The sequence below is a fragment of the Alistipes intestinihominis genome (assembly GCF_040095975.1).
GTDB lineage: Bacteria > Bacteroidota > Bacteroidia > Bacteroidales > Rikenellaceae > Alistipes > Alistipes senegalensis.
On the sequence record NZ_JBBMFL010000001.1, the window covers coordinates 41,909 to 61,283 of the forward strand.

The 19,375-nt window shown below is 61.6% G+C and carries 16 protein-coding genes and 1 other RNA gene; 8 read left to right on the plus strand and 9 right to left on the minus strand.

Annotated features, from left to right (window positions below; genetic code table 11):
* Positions 1 to 54: 54 nt before the first annotated feature.
* Entirely contained in the window at positions 55 to 2,889 is a 2,835-nt protein-coding gene (locus tag WMO46_RS00180) for an outer membrane beta-barrel protein (protein ID WP_349093545.1), read from the minus strand.
* A gap of 240 nt (positions 2,890 to 3,129) precedes the next feature.
* Between WMO46_RS00180 and WMO46_RS00185 the strand changes: the two genes are divergently transcribed.
* A complete protein-coding gene (locus WMO46_RS00185; RefSeq protein ID WP_129650979.1) occupies positions 3,130 to 4,392 on the plus strand; it encodes an anaerobic sulfatase-maturation protein in 1,263 nt (420 codons plus the stop codon).
* 45 nt (positions 4,393 to 4,437) lie between these two features.
* On the opposite strand, the gene rnpB is transcribed toward WMO46_RS00185, so the two are convergent.
* The 8 genes from rnpB to WMO46_RS00225 form a co-directional block, all read right to left on the minus strand.
* Positions 4,438 to 4,803: RNase P RNA component class A (gene rnpB, locus WMO46_RS00190), an RNA gene on the minus strand.
* A 66-nt stretch (positions 4,804 to 4,869) separates the two neighbouring features.
* Positions 4,870 to 5,895, minus strand: a complete 1,026-nt coding sequence (locus WMO46_RS00195; protein WP_129650977.1) for a VWA domain-containing protein — start codon at positions 5,893 to 5,895, stop codon at positions 4,870 to 4,872.
* Between the two features lie 13 nt (positions 5,896 to 5,908).
* Entirely contained in the window at positions 5,909 to 6,895 is a 987-nt protein-coding gene (locus tag WMO46_RS00200; protein WP_026076776.1) for a vWA domain-containing protein, read from the minus strand.
* 36 nt (positions 6,896 to 6,931) lie between these two features.
* Positions 6,932 to 7,288 (minus strand): four helix bundle protein, encoded by a 357-nt coding sequence (locus WMO46_RS00205; protein WP_349093546.1) that lies wholly within the window; start codon positions 7,286 to 7,288, stop codon positions 6,932 to 6,934.
* 39 nt (positions 7,289 to 7,327) lie between these two features.
* A complete protein-coding gene (locus WMO46_RS00210) occupies positions 7,328 to 8,116 on the minus strand; it encodes a tetratricopeptide repeat protein (RefSeq protein WP_349093548.1) in 789 nt (262 codons plus the stop codon).
* Between the two features lie 10 nt (positions 8,117 to 8,126).
* Positions 8,127 to 9,104: a hypothetical protein gene (locus tag WMO46_RS00215; protein WP_349093549.1), complete on the minus strand. Its 978-nt coding sequence runs from the start codon at positions 9,102 to 9,104 to the stop codon at positions 8,127 to 8,129.
* Positions 9,101 to 9,985, minus strand: a complete 885-nt coding sequence (locus WMO46_RS00220) for a DUF58 domain-containing protein (RefSeq protein WP_349093551.1) — start codon at positions 9,983 to 9,985, stop codon at positions 9,101 to 9,103. Before WMO46_RS00220 ends, WMO46_RS00215 begins: the two co-directional genes overlap by 4 nt.
* A gap of 2 nt (positions 9,986 to 9,987) precedes the next feature.
* A complete protein-coding gene (locus tag WMO46_RS00225) occupies positions 9,988 to 10,986 on the minus strand; it encodes an AAA family ATPase (RefSeq protein ID WP_129650969.1) in 999 nt (332 codons plus the stop codon).
* Positions 10,987 to 11,095: 109 nt separating this feature from the next.
* On the opposite strand from WMO46_RS00225, the gene WMO46_RS00230 reads away from it, so the two are divergent.
* The 7 genes from WMO46_RS00230 to WMO46_RS00260 all read left to right on the plus strand — a co-directional run bounded on the left by WMO46_RS00230 (position 11,096) and on the right by WMO46_RS00260 (position 19,370).
* Complete coding sequence (locus tag WMO46_RS00230) at positions 11,096 to 13,648, plus strand: ATP-dependent helicase (RefSeq protein ID WP_349093552.1); 2,553 nt, start codon at positions 11,096 to 11,098, stop codon at positions 13,646 to 13,648.
* 4 nt (positions 13,649 to 13,652) lie between these two features.
* Entirely contained in the window at positions 13,653 to 14,585 is a 933-nt protein-coding gene (locus WMO46_RS00235) for a glycosyltransferase family 2 protein (RefSeq protein ID WP_288660413.1), read from the plus strand.
* Positions 14,582 to 15,244: an endonuclease III gene (gene nth, locus WMO46_RS00240; RefSeq protein WP_019152004.1), complete on the plus strand. Its 663-nt coding sequence runs from the start codon at positions 14,582 to 14,584 to the stop codon at positions 15,242 to 15,244. The genes WMO46_RS00235 and nth overlap by 4 nt, the downstream gene beginning before the upstream one ends.
* Positions 15,241 to 16,017, plus strand: coding sequence for a DUF4886 domain-containing protein (locus WMO46_RS00245; RefSeq protein WP_019152005.1), 777 nt, complete (start codon positions 15,241 to 15,243; stop codon positions 16,015 to 16,017). The genes nth and WMO46_RS00245 overlap by 4 nt, the downstream gene beginning before the upstream one ends.
* 229 nt (positions 16,018 to 16,246) lie before the next feature.
* Complete coding sequence (locus WMO46_RS00250) at positions 16,247 to 17,278, plus strand: DHH family phosphoesterase (RefSeq protein WP_129650963.1); 1,032 nt, start codon at positions 16,247 to 16,249, stop codon at positions 17,276 to 17,278.
* A 4-nt stretch (positions 17,279 to 17,282) separates the two neighbouring features.
* On the plus strand, positions 17,283 to 18,170 hold the full coding sequence (locus WMO46_RS00255; RefSeq protein WP_349093555.1) for a LysR substrate-binding domain-containing protein: 888 nt from the start codon (positions 17,283 to 17,285) through the stop codon (positions 18,168 to 18,170).
* 129 nt (positions 18,171 to 18,299) lie between these two features.
* Complete coding sequence (locus WMO46_RS00260; protein WP_019152008.1) at positions 18,300 to 19,370, plus strand: YeiH family protein; 1,071 nt, start codon at positions 18,300 to 18,302, stop codon at positions 19,368 to 19,370.
* The last annotated feature ends 5 nt before the right edge of the window (positions 19,371 to 19,375 follow it).

The following is a 19,375-nucleotide window of genomic DNA, read 5'->3' on the forward strand; positions in this document are numbered from 1 at the left end:
TCCGTCCGCAAAAAAGTGGATTCGGACACCGGGGCGCGGCCTCCTGACTGCGGATTATTTGCCTTGCAGGGCATCCATTACGGCGTTGCTCTGGCGGCGGAAGAGGCGCAGGTTGTAGGTGAACTGGAACGAGACGTAGCGGCCGACGCCGAGGTTCGTCACGTTGCGCAGCGTGGTGCCCGTCACCGTGCGGCGGAAGGTCGTGCCGTTTTGGTCCAGCAGGTCGTTCACCCCGACGCTCACCTCGCCCAGCCGGTTGCGGAAGAGTTTCACGCCCAGCAGGGCGTTGCAGATCAGCCGCTCTTCGAGGAACGTGTCCGTGATGCCCTTGTAGTAGTTGTAGTCGGCGTTGGCGCGCACGACGAGGCGTTTCCACGCCACGAACGTGGCTTCGGCCCGGGCGGTCTGGCTGAAATAGGTGTTGTCCAGCGTGCGGACGTGCGACGTGCTCTTGCTCACGTTGTAGCGCCCCGTGTAGCTGACGCGGAAATCGACGCTTTCCGAGATGTTGCTGCCCAGCACCAGCCCGGCGTTGTAGGAGCTGTTCGACAGTTCGTTGCGCTCGCCGTTGATGATGCTCGGGATGCGCCCCGTCGAGACCCCCGCCCGGAAATTGAGGTTCGAACGCAGCCACCGCACCGGCATGCCGTAGTTGACGCTGGCGCGCAGGCTCCAGTATCCCGGGAGGTTCACCGGCTTGGTGAACTGGTTGCCCTCGCCCAGCAGCGTCCCTTCGTCGTCGATGACGAAATCCGGCGTGTCGATCACCAGCGAGTCGGTGATGGTGTTGGGGCTGATCGCCGCCTCGGCCGAGACGGTGAACGTGCGGCCCCGTTTGGGGCTGGTGCGGATGTACTGCCCCGTCAGCCGGTGGGTGTAGACTGGGTCGAGACGGGGGTTTCCGGCGAAGACGTTCTGGCGGTTGGTGGTGTTGACGATGCCTTGCAGGTCGGTGGCGCGGGGATTCGACGTGCGGCCCACGGCCGTGAATTTCAGGGTGTTGTTGCGCGAAATGCTGATGTTCGACACCACGTTGTAGGTCAGGTTGTCGAACGACGCGCCGGTCTTCTGGCGGTAGGGAAAGGCGTAGTCGCTGTCGAATTCGGCGTGCTGGTAGTAGAGCGTCGCCGCGACTTTCGTCTTCTTGAAATAGTACTGGTAGGTGCTGCCGACGCGGTGGGTCAGGAACGCATAGTCGTACTCCGTGGACTGCTTCGGGCTGCGTTCGTCCGGAAACACGTTCTCCTTGGTGAGCACGAACGTGCTGCGGTCCACGCTGTTGTCGGTGTAGTTGATGCGGTATTCGAGGCTCAGGCGCGACCGCTTCGAGAGCGCCCGGGTGTAGCTCGCGCTGCCGCTCACGTCGTAGCCCGGCTGGTCGCGGTCGGTGCGCGTGACGTTGCGCGAGGAGTAGTCCGCGGTGTCGCACTCGATGTCGTCGGGGTCGCGGAAGGTGTACTGCCGCGGGAAGCTGAACTGCTCGTAGGAGCGGTAGGCGCCCCCGAGGCCGAACGTGAGGTTGTGCGACTTTTTGTCCGGCAGGCGGTAGCGGTAGATCAGCGAGTTCGAAACGTTGAATCCCTTGCTGTCGCTCAGTCCGAAGTTGCGGCGGCGGTTGACGAAGCGGATGTCGTCGTCGGAGAACTTGTTGTCCGTGCGGCTCAGGAGTTCGTTGCGCGAGTCGTTGTCCTGCAAGCTGAACGACGTGCGCATCATCATCGAATGGCGCTCCGAAAACCGGTAGTCGATGCGCGAATTGAAACGGTGGTTGAGGTTGAGCGCCTTCGAACGGTTCTCGTCGGTGTAGAGCACCAGCTTGTCCGATGCGGTGAAGGTCTGCTTGTCGCTCCGGCTGGTGTTGCGGTTGTCGGTGCGGTTGAAGAAGTAGCTGGCCGTGACCTTGCCTTTCTTGCCCCAGTCGTCGCTGTAATTGATTCCGATGGCCTGCACGGTCGAGATGCCGTCCAGCGGGCGCACCATGAAGTTCTTGTTCGAGGTCCGGGAACCCGACTCCTCGGTGGTTCCGAGGATGTCCTCGAACGAGAAGTTCTGGCGGCTGACGTTGTTCACCAGACCGATCACCGAGATCCGGCGGTCGTTGTTGAAGATGTTGACGTTGCCTCCGCCGATGTATTTGTCCGGGATGCCGTAGGCCCCGAACACGCGGCCGAAAGCGCCCCGCCGCTTGTCGGGAAGCGTCACGATGTTCAGCGCCGTGACCCCTTCGCCGGTGTCCACGCCCGTGAATTCCGACTGGTCGCTCTGCGTGTTGTAGATGTCGATGCTCTCGATCATGTCGGCCGGGATGTTGCGCACGGCCGACATCACGTCGTTGCCGAAAAATTCGCGTCCATCGACATAGACGCGCTGCACGTTGCGGCCCTGTGCCTCGATCGCCCCGTCGGCGATCTCCAGTCCGGGCATTTTCGAGATCAGCGAGCCGGCGTCCGACCCGAACGCCACCTTGTAGGCCGAGGCGCGGTAGGAGAGCGTGTCGCCGCGAACCGACGACCGGAGCGCCGGAACCTCGACCACCACGTCGTCGATGGCCTCGGCGCGGGGTGCGAGCCACAGCGAATCGAGCGTCACGGCGGTCGTTTCGACCCGCAGGTCGGTGCGCAGCGAGTCGTAGCCCAGCGAAGTGACGGTCAGGCGGTATTCGCCTCGCGGCACACGGGGGAAGAGTCCCCGGCCGTCGATGTCCGAGGTGGTGTAGAGGGCTGCGGCCGCGGTGTCCGTGCGGCTTCGCAGTTCGGCGACGGCGCCCACCACGGCGTCGCGCGTCGCGCGGTCGGCGACCCGGAAGCGCACGGCGACGGACTGTGCCGCGGCGGTCGCGGCGCAGAGCAGGCAGAACAGCAAGAGCGGCAGTGTCTTTCCCGGGTTCATCGGATTAAGGAGGGGTTCGGTTGCCAAAGATAGCGATTTAGATCTTTCGGTCCCTCTTTTTTCGGATGTTTATGGCATATTGGGACGCCGTTCGATGAATTTTGACCATAAAATGGTCCCGATTGTCCTGCCGTTTCCGTATTTTTATGGAAAATTAGGATGCGGTTCTGCAAATCGCTATATTTGTCGAAATAATTGCGGACCCCGGTCCGTTTCATTCGTAAATTTCGGAACCTTGACATGAAAAACAAGGACATTTTCACCTTCCGCGACGCTGAGAAACAGGCGGGTCCGGTCGCCTTTTCGACGATGCTCAAGCCTGCCGGTTCGGCGTGCAACCTCGACTGCCATTACTGTTACTATCTGGACAAGGCCGTGCAGTACGGCGGCAAACAGGCCGTGATGAGCGACGAGCTGCTGGAACTTTACGTCCGGCAGTATATCGAGGCCAACGATGTCGATACGGTGCAGTTCTGCTGGCACGGCGGCGAGCCGCTGCTGCTGGGGGTGGATTTCTACCGCCGGGCGATGGACTTCCAGCAAAAATACGCCGACGGCAAGCGGATCGAGAACATCCTCCAGACCAACGGCACGTTGGTCGATGAGGCTTGGTGCGACCTTTTCGCCGGGAACAATTTTCTGGTGGGCATTTCGCTCGACGGTCCGCAGGACATTCACGACGCCTTCCGCCTGACGAAGGGCGGCAAACCCACCTTCGAGCGGGTGATGCAGACGATCGGAATGTTCCAGCGCAGCGGCGTGGAGTACAACACGCTGAGCGTGGTGAACCGGTTGTGCGAGGGGCGCGGCGGGGAGATCTACCGCTTCTTCCGCGACACGGTGCATAGCAAATACATGCAGTTCCTGCCCGCCGTGGAGCATGTCATCGACAAACCGGACTTCCACCGTCCGTTGATCGTGTCGCCCGACCGCGAGGGGGCTCGGTTGGCCGAATGGTCCGTCACGCCCGCGGGTTACGGTCAGTTCCTGTGCGACATCTTCGACGAATGGGTCGTGAGCGACGTGGGGCGCTGTTACGTGCAGATGTTCGACGCCACGCTGGCCCAGTGGTGCGGCGTGCAGCCGGGCGTCTGTTCGATGGGCGAGACGTGCGGCGACGCGCTGGTCGTGGAGCACAACGGCGACGTTTATTCGTGCGACCACTTCGTCTACCCCGAATACAAACTGGGCAATATCCGCGAAACTCCGTTGTCGGAGATCTACCGTTCGCGCAAGCGGGTGGATTTCGGCCTTGCCAAGCGCAATGCGCTGCCCGCCGAGTGCCTGCGGTGCAAATATTACTTCGCCTGCCGGGGCGAGTGTCCGAAGCACCGCTTCGAGACGGGGTCCGACGGCTGCCGCAAGAATTCGCTCTGCGAGGGCTTGTACCGTTATTTCCGCCATGCGGAGCCCTATATGGACTACATGCGCGACCTGTTGTCGAAGCAGCAGGCCCCGGCGTGGGTCGTGCCCTTCGCCCGCAAGCGCATGGGGCTGATGTGATTCCCCTGCGCCGAAACGAAAAGGCGCCGCATCGTGCGGCGCCTTTGTGCGTGCAGGCCCTGTAAGCCGGGTTCTGTTCCCGGGGCGAACCCCGGGCCCCTGTCATTTATCTGGGACGGCAGTCTCCTGCCGCCTCGAGCAACCTACCCCCCGGCATCGGGCGAGCAACCCTTGACTGCCGGTATACACGGTCTTGCAACCCACGGGACGTACGGCCGGGCGACATCGCTGCCCCCGCGGTGGGCTCTTACCCCGCCTTTTCACCCTTACCCGCAGTCGCCTGCGGGCGGTCGTTCTCTGTTACGCTCCCACAACCTCACGGCTGTCAGGCCGTTAGCCTGCGTGGCGCTCTGCGTTGCCCGGACTTTCCTCTCCCGGCCTGCGGCCGGCAGCGACAGAGCGGACCTGCCGCGACAAAGGTAAGCAAAAATTTCGCAATATCCGCTTCATCCGGCGTGCGTTCCGCATTTCGCGGGGTTATTTTTCGCGGAAGATGTTCAGGTGCGCCAGCAGCGGGTTGCGGCGGTCGAGCACGGCGAATTCCAGCAACAGCAGCGCCAGGGCCGCGATCAGCAGGTATTGGTACTGCTCGTTGAACTCCTCGAAGCGGACCATCGACAATTCGGTCTGCTCCATCTCGTTGATCGCCTTGACGATCTCGTCGAGGCCGATCGACTGTTTCGACGAACGCACGTAGGCGCCGCCCGTGATGTCGGCGATTCGGGCCAGCATCTCTTCGTTGAGCTTCGAGACGACCATTTCGCCCGTCTCGTCCTTGATGAACTCCCCGCCGATCTGGATCGGGGCGCCTTCGGGGGTGCCGATGCCGATGGTGAAGATCTTGACGCCCATCTGTGCGGCGCGCTCGGCGACGGCGATGGCGTCGTCATCGTGGTTCTCGCCGTCGGTGATAAGGATGATGACCCGTCCGTGGCTCTCCTCCGTGTCGCCCGAGAACGACAGCAGGGCCTGTTCCAGCGCCTTGCCGATGGCCGTTCCCTGTACCGACACCAGCGAAGGGTCGATCCGCCGGGCGAAGGCCCGGGCCATGCGGTAGTCGGAGGTGATCGGCAGCTGGACTTTCGGTTCGCCTGCGAAGACCACCAGTCCCACGCGGTCCTGCTGCAACCCTTCGAAGAGTTTGCCGATGGCGTATTTGGTCCTTTCGAGGCGGTTGGGCTGGAAATCCTCGGCCAGCATCGAGTTCGATACGTCGATGGTGAGCATCATCTCGATTCCCTGCGCCTTCTCCTCGCGGAGTTTCGAGCCGAACTGCGGGCGCGCCGCGGCCAGCACGAGCAGCGCGACGGCGGTGCAGAAGAGGATGAACTTGAAAGCCGTGCGCCCGGTCGAGACCTCGGGCATCAGCTCTTCGAGGATGGCGGGATTTCCGAAGCGTGCGAGCCGTTTGCGGCGGCTGCGCGCGGCGAGCGCGTACAGCGCGACGAGCGCCGGAACGGCCAGCAGCAGCCAGAGATATTGCGGATTTGCGAAACGGAACATGGGAAATGATCTTTTACGGTATTCGTTTCAGGACGAGGTTCGCCAGCAGGAATTCGGCCAGCAGCAGCCCCAGGGCCGCCAGCACCCATGCGAGGTACAGTTCGTGGTAGGAAACGTGCTCGGTCACCTCGACCTTGCTCTTTTCGAGCTGGTTGATCTCGTCGTAAATGGCCTTCAGCTTGGCTTTGTCCGTGGCGCGGAAATACTTGCCTCCGGTCATGTCGGAGATCGCCGTCAGCGTCTTTTCGTCGATCTCGACCTTCTGGTTGACGAAGGTGATGTTGCCGAACATGTCGATGGCCGGGTAGGGGGCCATGCCTTCGGTGCCCACGCCGATCGTGTAGACCCGGATGCCCTGCGCCTTGGCGATCTCCGCGGCCGTGAGCGGCGCGATCTCGCCCCGGTTGTTCACACCGTCGGTCAGCAGGATGATGACCTTCGATTTGGCTTCGCTCTCCCGCAGGCGGTTGATCGCCGTGGCCAGTCCGTTTCCGATGGCCGTGCCGTCCTCGATCAGTCCGCTGCGGATGCGGGCCAGCAGGGTCTGGAGGGTGCTTTGGTCGGTGGTCAGGGGGCTTTGCGTGAAGGCTTCGCCGGCGAACGCCACCAGACCGATGCGGTCGCCGTAGCGGTCGGCGATGAACGACCCGGCCACCTCCTTGGCGGCCGTGATGCGGTCGGGTTTGAAGTCGCGGGCCAGCATCGACCCCGACACGTCGATGGCCAGCATGATGTCGATACCCTCGGTGTTGGTGCGGACGTTCTGTTCGACATCCTGCGGACGCGCCAGCGCCACTACGAGCAGCGCGAAAGCCGCCGCACGCAGCGCGAACGGCAGGTGGCGCAGGTAGTAGCGCACGGTTTTGGGGGCGCGCACGACGCCGGCGACGCTCGAAATGCGGATCGCGGCCCCGCCCTGGAGCGTGCGCCAGACGTAGTAGCCGATCATCGGTACGAGGAGCGTCAGCAACCAGAGGTAATATGGCGAAGCAAAATGCATAAATGCAATTAAAAATTAAGAATGAAAAATTAAAAATTATTTCGTTTCTTTCATTGTTTTCAAGATGCTGGCAAGGATATTCGTCAGTTCCCGGCAATCGGTGAAAATACTTTCAAACTCTTTCTCCGTCAGGTAATCGGTATTGTATAACAATTCCAGCCAATATTCGGTTTCATACACTTCTTTCAGCGCTATGTGCATTTTTGCAATGAAATCCTCTTTGGATTGTCTTCCGATCGCTTCCCGGACGTTTGCTCCGATACTCGTTCCGCTTTTGAGCAGTTGTTTTGAAAGTACGTATTCGCGGCTCGTTTCGGAAATATGCTTATACAGCCGCACGATGCGGATTGCAAAATCGAGACTTTTGTTTTTTATGATGTTGTCCGGCTTCAATTTTTAATTCTTAATTTTTCATTTTTAATTAAGACAAAACTACCAGTTTTTCTTTCCTCGTACCACCACGCCCTGTTTCTCCTTCAGCTTCTCCTGGGTCTTGTCCTCCTGGGCCTGGATGGCGTCGAGCATCTGTTGCTGCTCCTGCGGCGAAATGCCCGAAGGCGTCGGCTGACCCTGCTGGTCGCCCTTGTCGCCCTTGTTATCCTGCGGGTCCTGTTTCCCGTCGTCCTGCCGGTCTTTCGGATCGCCTTTCTGATCCTTGTTCTGCTGATCTTTATTCTGCTGATCCTGGTTTTGCTGATTCCGATCTTTGTTCTGCTGGTTCTGGTCCTTGTTCTGATCTTTGTTCTGATCCTTGTCGTCGTTGCCGCCTCCGCCGCCGTCCTTGTTCTCGTCGAGCAGACGCTTTGTGTAGGCGTAGTTGTATTTGGCCTCCATGTCCGAGGGGTTCAGACGCAGCGACTGCTTGTAGCTTTCGAGCGCCTCCTTGTACTTCTGCTGTTTGAACTGGGCGTTTCCGAGGTTGTAGAACGCTTCGGCGCGTTCCGTGTCCGTGCGCAGCGAGTCGGCCGCGGCCTGCTGCATGGTCTGCTCGGCGCGGTCGAACCGCTCGGCCTTGTAGAGAGCGTTCCCGAGGTCGTAAGTCGCCTCGAACTGTCCTGCAACGGCCTGCAAGGCTTGCTCGTAGCGGCTTATCGCCTGCTCGTAGTTGCCCTTGTTGTACTGCCGGGTGCCTTTGCGCACCAGCGAACGCTCGGGCATCTGTTGGGCTTGAGCCCCGGCAGATGTAAGGAGAAACAGGAAAATGTATAGAAGCCTATGCATTTTTAATTTTTCATTTTTCATTTTTAATTGCCGGGGAATCTTCGGTCTCGGCCGGAGATTCTTCGGCTACTTTCGTCTCCTCGACGAAATAGTAGGCTTTCAGGTAGTCGGCTTCGTTCTGCTCGGCCTCGGGCGTCGCCTTGGCGAACTTCACCAGATCGGCGTCCCGCAGAATGGCCGTGAGGTCCATCCGCGCCTTGTCGGGCAGCTCCTCCCGCCGCATGGTTTCGATGATCTCGTCGGAGGTCATCTCCATGGCGCCGAAGCCCCAGCGGGCGGCGATGTAGGTGCGCAGGATGTCCGTTAGCCCCGAATAATACTGTTTGTGACGGTTGTTCTGCCACAGTTTCTGGTGGTGGAGCGCTTCGAGCGCCTGAATGGCCGCCACGTGCGGAGGCAGCGGCGGAGCGGGTTTGAAGAGATCCCCGAAGCCCTTGCCGCGGCTGGCGAGCCAGCGTTGGAGCGCATAGACTCCGGCCAGCAGAATCAGCAGGATCAGGATGCCCCACGTCACGTAGCCCTTGATCTCGCGGAAGCGGAACGGCAGGGTCTTCTGCGGTTTGAGGTCGTAGATCGACTGCGACGTGGAGTCGATCTGGAACGTCGCCACCTCCAGATAGACCGAATCGCGGCTGCGGAGCGTGTCGAGGATGTTCTTGTCGGCATAGAGCACCTGCGCCGCGCCGAGGTTGTACTTGCCTTCGTCGAAGGCCGCCAGCCGGTAGCGCTTGCGCAGTTTCAGCCGGCGTCCGTCGCGTTCGAGCGTGTCCACGGGGCAGTTTTCGACCAGTTCGATCTTGCCGTCGCGGGGGTCGAACTCGGGGAACTCCACCACCTGCACCAGGTCTTTTTCCACGTCGATGATGTAGTCGAAGCGGTCGCCGATCAGGATGCTGTCGGGCTCGACGCGCGCCGTGACGGTGGGCGTGTTCTGCGCCCGGGCGGCGAGGGCCGTGAAAAGAAGCGCTATTGCAAAGAGTCGTTTCATCGCTGTTTGAACAGTTTCATTAGTTCGGCCACATAGTCGCCGTCGGTCGAGATCACGGCCGTGTCGATGCGGTTGTGCTTGAGCGTTGCGCCGATGCGTTCGCTGCGTTCCTGCCACGAGGTGGCGTAGTGGTCGCGCACGGCCCGCGAGGCGGTGTCCACCCATACCTTGCGGCCGCTCTCGGCGTCGCGCAGTTCGACGATGCCCACGTTCGGAAGCTCCGTTTCGCGGGGATCGTAGACGCGGATGCCCACCAGATCGTGTTTGCTCCCGGCGATTTTCAGGGCGTCGTCCAGCGCCGATTCGTCGCCGGACGAATCCATGAAATCCGAGAGGATGAAGGTCGTGCAGCGTTTCTTGTTGACGTTGGTCAGGAAACGCACCGGCTCGGAGAGCTTCGTGCCCGCCGATTCGGGCTGAAATCCGATCAGTTCGCGGATTATCATGAGGATGTGGCTGCGGCCCTTCTTCGGGGGGATGAACTTCTCGACCCGGTCCGAGAAGAAGATGCAGCCGACCTTGTCGTTGTTCTGCGAGGCGGAGAAGGCCAGCACGGCGGCGATCTCGGTGATGATGTTCTTTTTCAGACGGTCGGTCGATCCGAACATGCGCGAGGCCGACACATCGACCAGCAGCATCATCGTCAGCTCGCGTTCCTCCTCGTAGACCTTGATGTGGGGTTTGCGCGAACGGGCCGTGACGTTCCAGTCGATGTCGCGCACGTCGTCGCCGGCCCGGTACTCCCGCACTTCGGAAAACGACATGCCCCGCCCGCGGAAAGCCGTGTGGTACTTTCCGGCGAAGATCTCGTTCGAAAGACCGCGGGTCTTGATCTCGATCTTGCGGACGCGTCTGAGAATATCGTTCTCGGTCTCCTGCATCGTTAGGGTACGATTACGTTGTTGAGGATGTCGGTGATGATCTCTTCGGTGGTGATGTTCTCGGCCTCGGCTTCGTACGTCAGGCCGATGCGGTGGCGCAGCACGTCGTGGCAGACGGCGCGCACGTCCTCGGGGATGACGTAGCCGCGGCGGCGGATGAAGGCGTAGGCGCGGGCGGCCTTGGCCAGCGAGATCGACGCACGGGGCGAACCGCCGTAGGCGATCAGGTTCTGGAGCTTCTGGAGGTTGTACTCCGCGGGTTCGCGCGTGGCGAAGATGATGTCGATGATGTATTTCTCGATTTTCTCGTCCATGTAAACGTCCTCGACCACCTTGCGGGCCTTGACGATGTCGTCGGGCGTGATGACCTTGCCCACCTGGGGCATGCCGGCTCCCGAGAGGTTCATGCGCACGATGTCGCGCTCCTCCTGCTTCTTGGGATAGGAGATTTTGGCCTTGAGCATGAAACGGTCCACCTGCGCCTCGGGCAGCGGGTAGGTTCCCTCCTGCTCCAGGGGGTTCTGCGTGGCCAGCACGAGAAAGGGCTGGGGCAGCGGGTAGGTGTTGTCGCCGATGGTCACCTGACGCTCCTGCATGGCTTCGAGCAGCGCCGACTGCACCTTGGCCGGGGAGCGGTTGATTTCGTCCGCGAGAACGAAGTTGGCGAAGATGGGGCCTTTGCGGACGACGAAATCCTCGTTCTTCTGCGAGTAGATCAGCGTACCGATCAGGTCGGCGGGCAGCAGGTCGGGGGTGAACTGGATGCGCGAGAATCCGGCATCGACGGCTTTGGCGAGCGTGGTGATGGCCAGCGTCTTGGCCAGTCCCGGCACGCCTTCGAGCAGAATGTGGCCGTTGGACAGCAGACCGATCAGCAGGGTGTCCACCAGATGGCTCTGTCCCACGATGACCTTGCCCATTTCGGTACGGAGCGTATCGACGAAGACGCTTTCGCGTTCGATGCGCTCGTTGAGTTCTTTGATGTTGATGACTTCGCTCATTGTTTTATGCTTGTTGTAGTATTGTCGGAGTTAACCTTTTAACGTTCGCAATGCAAAGATATTATTTTCTTTGGAAAATTCTTGCTCATTTCTTATTAACTTTGCGGGCATGGAATCCAACGAATCACCCATATTACGGGGTCTGAACCCCGCCCAGTACGATGCCGTCGTGAACTACGACGCTCCCTCGCTCATCATCGCGGGAGCCGGTTCGGGCAAGACCCGCGTGCTCACCTCGCGCATCGCCTACATGATCGAGCAGGGCGTGGCGCCGTTCAACATCCTGGCCCTGACCTTCACGAACAAGGCCGCCGAGTCGATGCGTGAACGCATCGCGCAGATGCTGCCCGACAACCGCAGCCGCTATATCCGCATGGGCACGTTCCACTCGGTCTTTTCGCGCATCCTGCGGGAGAACGCCGAACGGATCGGCTTCACCGATTCGTTCACGATCTACGAACCCTCGGACTCCAAGAACCTCATCAAGACCATCGTCCGCGAGCTGAACCTTCCGGACGAGAAGTACAAGCCCAACGTGCTGGCTTCGCGCATCTCCTACGCCAAGAACTGCCTCGTGACGCCCGGCGCCTACCTCGCCAACTCGGTCTACGCCACCGAGGACCGGCAGGCGCAGATTCCCGAATTCGGCAACATCTACAACATCTACTGCCAGCGCTGCAAGCGCAACGGCGCGATGGACTTCGATGATTTGCTTTTGCAAACCAATATCCTGCTGCGCGACTGCCCCGACGTGCTGGCCCGCTACCAGGAGCAGTTCCGCTATATTCTGGTGGACGAGTATCAGGACACCAACTATGCGCAGTACACGATCATCCGCCGCCTTTCGCAGACCCATTCGAAGGTCTGCGTCGTGGGCGACGACGCGCAGTCGATCTACTCGTTCCGCGGGGCCAAGATCGAGAACATCCTTTCGTTCAAGAAGGACTACCCCTCGGCGATGGTCTTCAAACTGGAGCAGAACTACCGTTCGACGCGCACGATCGTCGATGCGGCCAATTCGGTGATCGCCCGCAACTCGAAGCGCATGGAGAAGCACTGCTTCTCGGACGGCGACGTGGGCGAGAAGATCCGCATCCTGAAAGCCTACACCGACCGCGAGGAGGCTGAGATGGTCGTCACGGACCTGCGCGACAAGGTCCGCGCCGCGGACGACGACTGGTCGGAGGCGGTGATTCTCTACCGCACCAACAACCAGTCGGCCGTGCTGGAGGACAATCTCCGCCGCCGCGGCATCCCCTACCGCATCTACAAGGGCTCGTCGTTCTACGACCACAAGGAGATCAAGGACCTGATGGCCTACATCCGGCTGGTCATCAATCCCCGCGACGACGAGGCGTTCAAACGCATCGTCAACTATCCGGCCCGCGGCATCGGCGACACCACCGTGCAGCGCATCGCGCAGCTGGCCGCCGAGCGGGGGCAGTCGATGTGGGAGGCGGTCGATGCGCTGGTCGCCGAACCCGCCGCCGACCCCGTGCAGCGGACCATCGCCCGCAAGGTGGCGGATTTCGTCGCCATGATCCGCGCGCTGTCGCTCGCACGCAACGACAAGGGACTCTACGATTTCGGTCTGGAGATCGCTTCGCGGTCGGGCATCATCGCCGCCTACCGGGCCGAGAACACCCCCGAGGCTGCCTCCGCGCTGGACAATATCGAGGAGCTGTTGAACTCGTTGCAGGAGTTCAAGGAGCGGTGCGACGCCGAGATCCGCAACGGCGAACGTCCCGAGGAGGAGACGGCGACCATCGAGGAGTGGTTGCAGAACGCGATGCTGATGACCGACATGGACAAGGACAACCCCGACGACAACAACAAGGTGACGTTGATGACGGTCCATTCGGCCAAGGGCCTCGAATATAAATACGTGTACATCGTGGGACTGGAGGAGAACCTCTTCCCCTCGCAGCGCGCGGCCGAGTCGCCCGACGGCATCGAGGAGGAACGGCGGTTGTTCTACGTGGCTCTGACCCGCGCCAAGGTTTCGGCGACGATCTCCTACGCCGAGATGCGTTTCAAGTGGGGCAACATGGAGTTTTCGCGTCCGAGTTGTTTCCTGCGGGAGATCGACCCCCGATACGTCGAGTCCGACGCCGATTTCGCGGAGGTGCGTCCGCGCCGCCGGGACGACGACGGAGAGGGCCCTTCGGCTCTCGACGAGCTGCGCCGGCGTTATGACTACCGCTATCAGCAGAAGCAGCAGGGCGGCGGCCGCTTCGGCGGCGGTAGCGGGGGCTCCGGAAGCCGCGGCGGCTCTTACAGTGGCGGTTCCGGCGGTCGCAGCGGCGTTTTCGGCCGTCCCGCCGACGGCGAGTCGGGTCCTGCGCGGCACTTCGCGCGGGCCGCACAGCCCCGGCGCTCCGGAGTGCCCGATCCGGCCCTCGTGCAGACCCCGCGGCCTTCGACCGACGGCATGCGCCGCATCGGGGTGCGGCAGGCGATGGACGGCGGGCTCTCCGCCGGAAATGCGGCTCCCGTGAGCGGCGAGTATGCCGTGGGCCAGCGCGTCGAGCATCCGATATTCGGCGTGGGCATCGTGCAGCGCATCGAGACCCTCGCCACGGACCATAAATTAGTGGTGGCCTTCGACAATGCGGGCGAAAAGACCCTGCTGGCCAAATTCGCCAAACTGACCAAACTCTGACCCGATGGAGACGCCGCTCGTATCGGTCTGCATGACCACCTACAACCACGAGGCTTGGCTCGCCCAAGCCATCGAAAGCGTGCTGGCCCAGCGGACTTCGTTCGGTGTGGAGCTGGTCGTGGGCGAGGATTGCAGCACGGACCGCACGGCGGAGATTTGCCGCGAATATGCGGCGAAATACCCGGACCGCATCCGGCTGGTGACTTCGCCGGAGAACGTGGGCTGGCGCGCCAACTACCGCCGGACGTTCGAGGCTTGCCGCGGGAAATACGTCGCCTACCTCGACGGCGACGACTGGTGGTGCGATCCGCTGAAGTTGCAGAAACAGGCCGACCTGATGGAGGCCGACCCGGAGTGCGGCATGTGCTATACGCGCGCTTCGAACTACTGGCAGGCCACCGGCCGCACGGAGCCCGACCATCCGGACCACTACACCGATTTCGCCCGCCTGCTGTGCAGCCTGACCATCGCCAACTGCGCGACGCTGGCCCGCCGCGAACTGATCGCGCGCTATTACGACGAGGTGCGCCCCGAAGAGCATCCCGGGTGGAAGACTGACGACGCCCCGATGTGGCTCTGGTTCTCGGTGTGCAGCCGCATAAGCTATCTGCCCGACATCACCGCCGTCCACCGGCGCCTGCCCGACAGCGTGAGCCACAGTACGGCCTATCGCAAGCGGATCGCCTTCTGCGACTCGCTGATGGACATCAGCTTGTGGTTCGAGGCGCACTACGGCACGGGCGCCAACCGTTTCCGCATCCTCCGGCGGCGGAGTTCCGTGGCCCTGTGGGTGCTTTCGTGGGAGGGGTCCGTGCGGGAGTATCTGGCCCGCTGGCGGCGCGACGTTTGCGGCTGCCCGCGGCTGCTGCTCTGCCCCGAGGGCCCCGGACTGCTGGTGAAAAAGATTCTGTTCAGACGTAAAAAACAACGGATATGACAACGAAAGAGCGTTACGACGGCATTATCGCCTGGTTCTCGGAGCATATGCCCGTGGCCGAGAGCGAACTCCACTACACCGATCCCTATCAACTGCTGGTGGCGGTGATCCTCTCGGCGCAGTGCACCGACAAGCGGGTCAACATGACCACTCCGGCGCTGTTCGAGGCTTTTCCCACGCCGCACCACATGGCCCGCGCCACGGCCGAGGAGATTTATCCCTATATAAAGAGTATCTCCTATCCGAACAACAAGGCCAAGAACCTCGCGGGAATGGCCCGGATGCTCTGTTCGGAGTTCGGCGGGGAGGTGCCTTCCGACCTGGAGCAGATGCAGCGCCTGCCCGGCGTGGGCCGCAAGACGGCCAACGTGCTGGGGGCGGTGCTGTGGCAGAAAGAGGTGATGCCGGTCGATACGCACGTCTTCCGCGTCTCGGAGCGCATCGGACTCACGACCCGTTCGAAAACGCCCCTCCAGACGGAGCTGGCCCTCGAAAAGAACATCCCCGGCCACCTGCTGCCGCTCGCCCACCACTGGCTGATTCTCCACGGCCGCTACGTCTGCATTGCGCGGGCCCCGAAGTGCGGCGAATGCGGCATTGCGACCTGGTGCCGCAAATACGCCGCCGACCATCGTCAACCCAAAACTCCAAAAATATGATCAAGTACGTTTTTCGCCTTTTGCTGATTCTGCTGCCCCTGGGCGGCATGGCCCGGACCCAGCAGGACTCCCTGCGGGTGCTGTGGGTCGGCAACAGTTTCACCTATTTCAACGATCTGCCCGCGATGGTGCAGCAGATCGCTTCGACCCAGAAGATGAAGATCTCCTGCACGCGCTTCCTCAAAGGCGGCGAACGTTTCTCGGGACATCTGCAAAACAAGAAGCTGCTGCAAGCCCTTGCCGACGGCGGCTGGGACTACGTCGTCTTGCAGGAGCAGAGCTCGGCCCCCGCGATGCCGACCGGGCAGGTTGCCCGCGAGGTCTATCCCGCGGCCCGGACGCTCGACAGTCTGGTGCATGCCGCGTCGCCCGACGCCCGGGTGATCTTCTACATGACCTGGGGACACAAGTACGGCAACCGCAAGCCCGTGGCCGAATACCCGCTTTCGAACGGATACGAGGGGATGCAGGAGCGGCTGAAGACCAGCTACCTCGAAATGGCCTACGACAACGGTGCATGGTGCGCTCCGGTGGGTATGGCGTGGCGGACGGTGCGCCGCGAGCGTCCCGACTGCATCCTCTACCGACCGGACTGCTATCACCCCGAAGTTCCGGGCAGCTATCTGGCGGCCAACGTCATTTTCACGACGATTTTCCAGCGTCCCTACCAGACGGCCTTCACCGCGGATCTTCCGGCCGAGCAGGCCGAGTATCTCCAGCAGACGGCCCAGCGGAGCGTCCTCGACAACCTCGTGCTGCTGAATATTCGGTAGGACTGTCGGTGCATCCCGCGGCTTTTGTATCTCGGGTGCCGTAACGACGCTTGTATTAGCCGGTACGTTTTGCCGGACCGCAAGACGGTCCGGTTTTGGAAACGTCCCGGCTTTTTCGTATCTTTGGCTACGCCTTAGATACTCCCGCTCGGCAATGTTCAAATAAAAATTTGACATTGCCCTCGCTTATTCGTATCTTTGCCGAATCCACCAAAGCGGAGGAAAACGAATGAAACTATCGAAAGAACATATCGAACGCCTGCGGGAGATGCTCGCGCGCGCCGGACAGCGGATCGTCATCGTCTCCCACACCAATCCCGACGGCGACGCCGTGGGGTCGTCGCTCGCCTGGGCCGAGATCCTGCGCACGATGGGCCACGAGGTGACGTGCGTCGTTCCCAACAAGTTTCCCTATTTCCTCGACTGGATGCCCGGCATCGACGAGGTCGTGGTCTTCAAGACCGACACCGAGGGGCGTGCGAAGAGGGCGATCGCCGGAGCGGACCTGATTTTCTGCCTCGATTTCAACGCCGTTTCGCGGCTGGAGATCCTCAGCGACACCATCGAGGCCAACACCACGGCCCGCCGCGTGCTGATCGACCATCACCTTTCGCCCGACGAAGGGTTCGACCTCTCGTTCTCGCATCCCGATTCGTCGAGCACGTGCTTTCTGGTGTACAGCATCGTCGAGGCGATGTTCGGCACCGACGCCATCACGCGCAGCATGGCCGAGACGCTTTACGTGGGCATGATGACCGACACGGGCAATTTCGCCTTCTCGTTCCTCACCCCCGAGCTGTTCCGCGCCGTGGCCGTGCTGGTCGAGAAGGGCATTTCGATCCCCGACATCCACAACAACGTCTACAACGCCTATACCGAGGGGCGTGCACGGCTGTTCGGCTATGCCATCAACCGCAAGATGGAGGTGATCCAGGACGGCACGGTGGCTTATATGTCGCTTATGGAGAACGAGATGCGCCGCTTCCAGTTCCAGCAGGGCGACAGCGAGGGATTCGTCAACTACGCCCTCACGATCAAGAAGGTCAAGATGTCGGCCATGTTTCTGGCGCACCGCAAGTTCATCCGCGTTTCGCTGCGTTCGCGGGGCGGCGTCGATGTCAACCTCTTCGCCCGGAAATACTTCGGCGGCGGCGGCCACAGGAATGCCGCGGGCGGCAAGTCGTTCGTTTCGATGCAGGAGACCATCGACCACTACATCCGCTCGGTGAAAGAGTTCGCCGCGGAGGGGCATCTCGGCTGATGTCATGGACGATTTCCGGCTCAAAGTCTTCATCACCGCGGCCCGGACGCTGAGTTTCACCCGGACCGCCGAACAGCTCTATATCTCGCAGCCCGCCGTCAGCAAGCACATCGGCGAGCTGGAATCCCGTTACAAGGTGCAGCTTTTCGCCCGCCGCGGCAGCCGTCTGGAGCTGACCGACGTCGGGCGCACGATGCTCGAAGCCGCCGAACGGCTGGCCGACGACTACCGCCGTCTGGAGTACGAAATGAGCCTCTGCGCAAGCCTCACCGAAGGCGAACTGCGGCTGGGGGCCAGCACGACCATTGCCCAGTATCTCCTGCCGCCCATCCTCGCGCGCTTTACGATGCGGTTTCCCGGTGTGCGGGTTTCGCTGCTCTCGGGCAACAGCTCCGAGGTCGAGCAGGCGCTCGGGGAACACGCCGTCGATCTGGGGATGGTCGAGAGCGTCAGCCGTCGGCAGGGGTTGCACTATACCTTCTTCGCGCCCGACGAACTGGTGCTGGTGACCCGCACGGGCGGCAGGTATGCCCGCACCGAATCGCTGACCTGCGAACAGTTGCTTTCGACGCCCCTCGTGCTGCGCGAGAACGGTTCGGGAACCCTCGAAGTGATCTCCGCGGCGCTCGCCGCCAAGGGCATCCGCCTTTCGCAGCTCGACGTGGTGATGCGCCTCGGCACGACCGAGGGCATCAAGGGTTTCGTTCGCAACAGCGACGTGCTGGCCATCGTGTCGGTGACCTCGGTGGTGGACGAACTGCGCAGCGGTGCGCTGCGGATCATCGACATCGAGGGGCTGACCCTCTCCCGCGATTTCAACTTCGTGCACGCCGAGGCCGAACCCGCGCGGCTGGTCCGGCAGTTCGTCGATTTCGCCCGGGCGAACCGCTGATTCGCGGCATGTTATAACCTCGGGTTATTCCGGATAACGATTTTTTGTTTCATATCCCGGTAAAAGATGCGATCTTTGCCCTGTCGGCAAAAAAAAAGTTATCGTATCACGCATTATAGAATAAAGGATATGTTGGAAAAAGGCAACCGGGCGAATACGCTCCACGGAATTCTTCTGATCGCGCTGTTCTCGTTCGCGGCGTTCTACATCGCCGAACTCCCCGTCGTCAGACGGCTTTCGTTCAGTCCGCTGATCGTCGGCATCGTGCTGGGCATGCTCTATGCCAACAGCCTGCGCAACAAACTGCCCGAAACATGGGTCCCGGGCATCCGGTTCTGCACGAAACAGGTGCTCCGCTGGGGCATCATCCTCTACGGATTCCGCTTGACGCTGACCGAGGTGGCGGCAGTCGGCATTCCGGCCGTCGCCGTCGATCTGATCGTCGTCGTGGTCACCATTCTGGGCGGCGTCCTGCTGGGCCGCCTGCTGAAGATGGACCGCGATACGGCGCTGATGACCTCGACGGGCAGCGCCATCTGCGGAGCCGCCGCCGTGCTGGGCGCCGAGCCGGTCGTCAGGTGCGAGGGCTACAAAACCGCCATCGCCGTCTCCACGGTCGTCATCTTCGGAACCCTCTCGATGTTCCTCTACCCTGTCATGTACCGCACGGGCATGCTCGACGGACTGACCGATACCGGCGTGGCCGTCTATACGGGCAGCACGCTCCACGAGGTGGCCCATGTGGCCGGGGCGGGCAACGCGATGGACCCGACCGATGCGCTGGGAATCGCCGGAACGGCCACCATCACCAAGATGATCCGCGTCATGCTGCTGGCTCCCGTGCTGGTGGTCATGGGGTTCGTGCTGGCGGGCCGCCGGAAGAGCGCCGGGGGCAGGAAGGAAAAGAACAAGATCGCCGTGCCGTGGTTCGCGTTCGGATTCATCGGGGTCATTTGCCTCAATTCGCTGCTGCAATACCTTTTCGGCGTGGAGAGCGTCCGGGAAATTCCGCTGAACGGCGCCATCGAATACGCCGATACCTTCATGCTGACGATGGCCATGACGGCGCTGGGCACCGAGACGAACCTCGCCAAGTTCAAGCAGGCCGGGGCCAAGCCTTTCGTGCTGGCGGGGCTGTTGTACGTCTGGCTGCTCGTGGGCGGTTATTACGTCACGAAATACCTGGTCGGAGTGTTGTAACGGCA

What these genes read in the sequence shown, in the direction of transcription:
- WMO46_RS00245 (WP_019152005.1), top strand. Translation starts at nt 15,241, where the DNA reads ATGATCAAGTACGTTTTTCGCCTTTTGCTGATTCTGCTGCCCCTGGGC.
- WMO46_RS00215 (WP_349093549.1), bottom strand. Translation starts at nt 9,104, where the DNA reads ATGAAACGACTCTTTGCAATAGCGCTTCTTTTCACGGCCCTCGCCGCC.
- nth (WP_019152004.1), top strand. Translation starts at nt 14,582, where the DNA reads ATGACAACGAAAGAGCGTTACGACGGCATTATCGCCTGGTTCTCGGAG.
- WMO46_RS00185 (WP_129650979.1), top strand. Translation starts at nt 3,130, where the DNA reads ATGAAAAACAAGGACATTTTCACCTTCCGCGACGCTGAGAAACAGGCG.
- WMO46_RS00260 (WP_019152008.1), top strand. Translation starts at nt 18,300, where the DNA reads ATGTTGGAAAAAGGCAACCGGGCGAATACGCTCCACGGAATTCTTCTG.
- WMO46_RS00225 (WP_129650969.1), bottom strand. Translation starts at nt 10,986, where the DNA reads ATGAGCGAAGTCATCAACATCAAAGAACTCAACGAGCGCATCGAACGC.
- WMO46_RS00180 (WP_349093545.1), bottom strand. Translation starts at nt 2,889, where the DNA reads ATGAACCCGGGAAAGACACTGCCGCTCTTGCTGTTCTGCCTGCTCTGC.
- WMO46_RS00255 (WP_349093555.1), top strand. Translation starts at nt 17,283, where the DNA reads ATGGACGATTTCCGGCTCAAAGTCTTCATCACCGCGGCCCGGACGCTG.
- WMO46_RS00250 (WP_129650963.1), top strand. Translation starts at nt 16,247, where the DNA reads ATGAAACTATCGAAAGAACATATCGAACGCCTGCGGGAGATGCTCGCG.
- WMO46_RS00220 (WP_349093551.1), bottom strand. Translation starts at nt 9,985, where the DNA reads ATGCAGGAGACCGAGAACGATATTCTCAGACGCGTCCGCAAGATCGAG.
- WMO46_RS00200 (WP_026076776.1), bottom strand. Translation starts at nt 6,895, where the DNA reads ATGCATTTTGCTTCGCCATATTACCTCTGGTTGCTGACGCTCCTCGTA.
- WMO46_RS00195 (WP_129650977.1), bottom strand. Translation starts at nt 5,895, where the DNA reads ATGTTCCGTTTCGCAAATCCGCAATATCTCTGGCTGCTGCTGGCCGTT.
- WMO46_RS00235 (WP_288660413.1), top strand. Translation starts at nt 13,653, where the DNA reads ATGGAGACGCCGCTCGTATCGGTCTGCATGACCACCTACAACCACGAG.
- WMO46_RS00230 (WP_349093552.1), top strand. Translation starts at nt 11,096, where the DNA reads ATGGAATCCAACGAATCACCCATATTACGGGGTCTGAACCCCGCCCAG.
- WMO46_RS00210 (WP_349093548.1), bottom strand. Translation starts at nt 8,116, where the DNA reads ATGCATAGGCTTCTATACATTTTCCTGTTTCTCCTTACATCTGCCGGG.